Origin of the sequence: Streptomyces marokkonensis, from assembly GCF_039539045.1 — a bacterium.
In the GTDB taxonomy this organism is placed as follows: domain Bacteria; phylum Actinomycetota; class Actinomycetes; order Streptomycetales; family Streptomycetaceae; genus Streptomyces; species Streptomyces marokkonensis.
Window position 1 is genome coordinate 1 of sequence record NZ_BAABCQ010000302.1, and the last position, 4662, is coordinate 4662.

A 4662-nucleotide genomic window follows, 5' to 3' on the forward strand; every position below is an offset into this window, starting at 1 on the left:
CCTTCTTCCCCGGCGCCCGCCGCGTCGACCTGCCCACCTACGCCTTCCAGCGCGAACGCTACTGGCTCGAAGGCCTGGCCGCGACCGACGTCTCCTCGGCGGGCCTGGACTCCGCCGGGCACGCTCTGCTCGGCGCCGTCGTGGAGACCGCCGGGGCACAGGACGTGCTGTTCACCGGCCGGCTGTCCCCGGCCGAGCTGCCCTGGATCGCGAAGCACACCGTCAGCGGCCTGCCGGTGCTCCCGGTCGCTGCGTTCGTGGACCTCGCCCTGTCCACGGGCCGGCAGACCGGGTTTCCCCACCTGGACCGGCTCGACGTGGACGCCCCGCTGGTCCTGGCCGAACACGGTGCCGTCCGCATCCAGGTGCGGATCGGCACGGCCGATGATCCCGACCGGCGCTCGGTGCGCGTCTTCAGCCGGTCCGCCGCGGCCGGCACCGGTGAGACGTGGGTCTGCCACACCACCGGGGAACTGACCCGAAACACTCCGGCGCCGGAGCCCGACCTGATGGCCTGGCCGCCGACGGGCGCGGAAGCGGTGGACGTCGCCGGCCGCCCGGGCCTGCGCGCCGCCTGGCGCGCCGGGGACGAGTTGTACGCCGAGGCCGAACTGCCCGCCACGGAGCGTAACGGCGCGGACCGCTACACCCTGCACCCCCTACTCCTGGACGCCGCCCTCGGTCTGGCGGCGCCGGACCGCGCCGCGGAGCCAGGCGAGGTTCTTCTGCCCTACGCCTGGAGCGGCATGTCCGTGCACACGCCGGGAACCGGCGCCGTACGCATACGCGTCCGGCCCACCGGTGACGGGACGGTGGCGCTCGACCTGGCCGGTGCCGACGGTACCCCTGTCGCCTCGGTCAGCTCCGTCCGGACGCGGACGATGACCGCGCAGCAGGTGCTGGCCTCGCGCGTGGCGCACCAGGACTGGATGTTCGAGGTCGACTGGGCCGAGCACAACGCGTCCCCTGCCACCGCCCCCGCCTCCGGAGCCGGCTGGGCCGTTCTCGGTGCCGAGGGCTCCCACGCGGACATCGACGCGCTCCGCGAATCGGTCGACGGCGGTGCGGTCATGCCCGCCCACGTCCTCCTGCCCTGCGCCCCGAGCGACGGCGATGCCGCCGCGGCCATACGCGAGACGCTGGCCGAGGTGCTGTCGGCCGTCCAGGAGTGGGTCGCCGACGAGCGGTTCACCGACGCGCGGCTCGTGGTGATGACACGCGGAGGCGCCGGACCGGACGGCCCGGCGGTGGATCTCGCGCACGTCGCGGTCTCCGGCCTGGTGAAGGCGGCCCAGGCCGAGCACCCGGACCGGCTCCTGCTCGTGGACACGGACCATGCGGACGACTCGTCCACGAACAACGGCACGGACCCGGACACGACCGGCGGCCTGGACCCGGCGCTGGCCGCGGCGCTCGCCGCGCTGGACGAACCGCAGGCCGCGGTGCGCGACGGCAAGCTCCTGGTGCCGCGCCTCGCCCGGGTCAGCCCGCCCTCGGAGCCCGCCGGACCCGCGTGGGATCCCGAGGGGACCGTACTGCTCACCGGTGCGACCGGTGGCCTGGGACGGTCGCTCGCGCGGCACCTCGTCGTCGAACGTGGTGCCCGCAGGCTGCTGCTGGTCAGCCGCCGCGGCCCCGCGGCCGAGGGCATCGGCGAGCTCGTCACCGAGCTCTCCGGGCTGGGCGCGCACGTCGACGTGGCCGCCTGCGACATCGCGGACCGCGAAGCCCTCGCCGAGCTGCTGGCCTCGGTACCGGCCGCCGAACATCCGCTGGTGGCCGTCGTGCACGCGGCGGCGGCCCTGGACGACGGTGTCGTCACCGCCCTGACCCGGGAGCGTCTGGACACCGTGCTGCGGCCGAAGGCCGACGGCGCGCTGCACCTGCACGAGCTGACGAAGGACCTGGACCTGTCGGCGTTCGTGCTCTTCTCCTCTCTGGCCGGCGTCCTGGGCAGCGCGGGCGCGGCGAGCTACGCCGCCGCCAACGCCTTCCTGGACGGGCTGGCGCGCCGGCGCCGGGCCGCAGGCCTGCCCGGCACCTCGCTGGCATGGGGCCTGTGGACGGACAACGGGGGCATGGGCGACCGGATCGCCGACACCGACCGCAACCGGATGGGACGGTCCGGAGTCGTGCCGTTCACCCCGGCCGAGGGACTGGCCCTGTTCGACACCGCCCTCGCCCTGGACCGGCCGGTGATCGTCCCGGTCCGGCTGGACGTACCGCAGCTGCGTGCCAGGGCCCGCGCCGGCATGCTGCCCGCTGTCTTCCACGGCCTCGTCGGCGACACCGGTGACACGGCCGGAGCAGCGGCCCCGGCCGTGGGCGCCTCCGCCCTGGCCCGCCGTCTCGCCGGGATGTCGGAAGCCGACCAGGAGAAGGCCCTGCTGGAGCTGGTGCGCCATCAGGCGGCAGCGGCCCTCGGCCACGTCGACGCCTCCCGCGTCGAACCTGCCACCGCCTTCCGCGACATCGGCTTCGACTCCCTGACCGCCGTGGAACTGCGCAACCGGCTCAAGGCCGTGACCGGCCTGCGGCTCAAACCCACTCTGGTCTTCGACCATCCCAACCCCGTCGCCATCGCCCGGCTCCTGCACAAGGACCTGCTGCTGGACTCGGCCGCCGAGGCCCCGCCCGTGCTCGCCGAACTGGACCGGCTGGAGGAGCAGCTCGCCGCTCTCGCTCCGCGGGACGCGTTGTGGGGCAAGGTCACCACCCGGCTCAAGGCGCTGCTCTGGAAGTGGACCGACACCCCACACGACGTGGCGGCCGGCGACGCGGGCCCCGGCACCAGACGCGACCTCGACCGGCTCGACGCCGCCACCGACGACGAGATGTTCGACCTCATCGACCAAGAGCTCGGCTCTCTCTGACCTCTGTCACGCATTGCTACCGAGGACGTAAAACATGCCGAACGACGACAAGCTCAGGGACTACCTCAAACGCGTGATGGTGGACCTGCGGCAGACCCGCAGGCAGCTGGGTGAGCTGGAGGCGAAGGACACCGAGCCCATCGCCATCGTCGGGATGGCCTGCCGCTACCCGGGCGGTGTCGGCTCGCCCGAGGAACTGTGGCAGCTGGTGGCCTCCGGTGGCGACGGCGTGTCCGGGTTCCCCACCGACCGCGGCTGGGACATGGACGCCATCCACGACCCCGAGCCGGGGAAGACGGGCCGCACCTACGTGCGCGAGGGCGGATTCCTGTACGACGCCGGCGAGTTCGACCCCGCGTTCTTCGGCATCTCGCCCCGCGAGGCCCTGGTCATGGACCCGCAGCAGCGGCTGCTCCTGCAGACCTCCTGGGAGGCCTTCGAGCGGGCGGGCATCGACCCCGTCACCGCACGCGGCAGCCGGGCCGGCGTGTTCGTCGGCACCAACGGCCAGGACCACGCCTACCTCCAACGGCCCGACGCCGACATCGAGGCCCACCTCGTCACCGCGAACACCGCCGCCGTGGTGTCCGGCCGCATCTCCTACGCCCTCGGCCTCGAAGGCCCGGCGGTCACCGTCGACACGGCCTGCTCGTCCTCGCTGGTGGCGCTCCACCTGGCCGCCCAGGCACTGCGCCGCGGCGAGTGCTCGCTCGCCCTGGCCGGCGGCGTCACCGTGATGGCCACGCCGAACACTCTCATCGCGTTCAGCGCGCAGCGCGGCCTGTCGCCCGACGGCCGCTGCCGCGCGTTCTCCTCGACCGCCGACGGCACGGGCATGTCCGAAGGCGTCGGCGTGCTCCTGCTGGAGCGGCTGTCCGACGCCCGCCGGCTCGGCCACGACGTGCTCGCCGTCATCCGCGGCAGCGCGGTCAACCAGGACGGCGCCTCCAACGGCCTCACGGCCCCGAACGGCCCGGCGCAGGAGCGCGTGATCCGGCAGGCGCTGGAGAACGCGCGCCTGACCGCTTCCCAGGTCGACGCCGTAGAGGCACACGGCACGGCCACCGCCCTCGGCGACCCGATCGAGGCCGAGGCGCTGCTCGCCACGTACGGCCAGAGGCGCCCGGAGGACCGGCCGCTGTGGCTGGGGTCCGTCAAGTCCAACATCGGCCACACCCAGGCCGCCGCGGGTGTCGCCGGTGTGATCAAGATGGTGATGGCCATCCGCAACGGCGTCCTGCCGCGGACGCTGCACGTGGAGGAACCGACGGATCAGGTCGATTGGTCCTCGGGTGGCGTCAGACTACTGACCGAGGCCGTCGACTGGCCCGAGTCGGACCGCCCGCGCCGCGCCGCCGTCTCCTCCTTCGGCGTGAGCGGCACCAACGCCCACACGATCATCGAGCAGGCCCCGGCTTCCGAAGAGGAGCCCGCCGCCGAACCGGCCGGCGCCCCGGCCACCGGCGCGCTGCCGTGGGTGCTGTCGGCGAAGAGCGATGCGGCACTGCGTGCCCAGGCGCAGCGCCTGCTCTCCTTCCTCGAGGACGACCAGGGCGGCCCCGGCCGCTCACCGGCCGACATCGGCTTCTCCCTCGCCACCACCCGCACCGCCTGGGACCGCCGGGCGGCCGTCGTCGGCGAGAGCCCGGAGGCACTCACCGAAGCCGTGAGGGCACTGGCGTCCGGCATCCCGTCGGCGGCTGTCGTCCGGAACGCGACCCGCTCCGGTGACAAGGTCGGGTTCCTGTTCTCGGGTCAGGGGTCGCAGCGGGTTGGTATGGGTCGGGAG

At 73.9% G+C, this 4662-nt stretch carries 2 protein-coding genes; both read left to right on the forward strand.

Annotation, left to right across the window (positions count from 1 at the left end; translation table 11 throughout):
• The coding region (locus tag ABEA26_RS35120) for a type I polyketide synthase (protein ID WP_345598026.1) at positions 1-2873 on the forward strand (2873 nt) is incomplete at its 5' end.
• A gap of 34 nt (positions 2874-2907) precedes the next feature.
• Positions 2908-4662 (forward strand): type I polyketide synthase (locus ABEA26_RS35125; RefSeq protein WP_345598028.1); only part of this gene is annotated, 1755 nt, incomplete at its 3' end.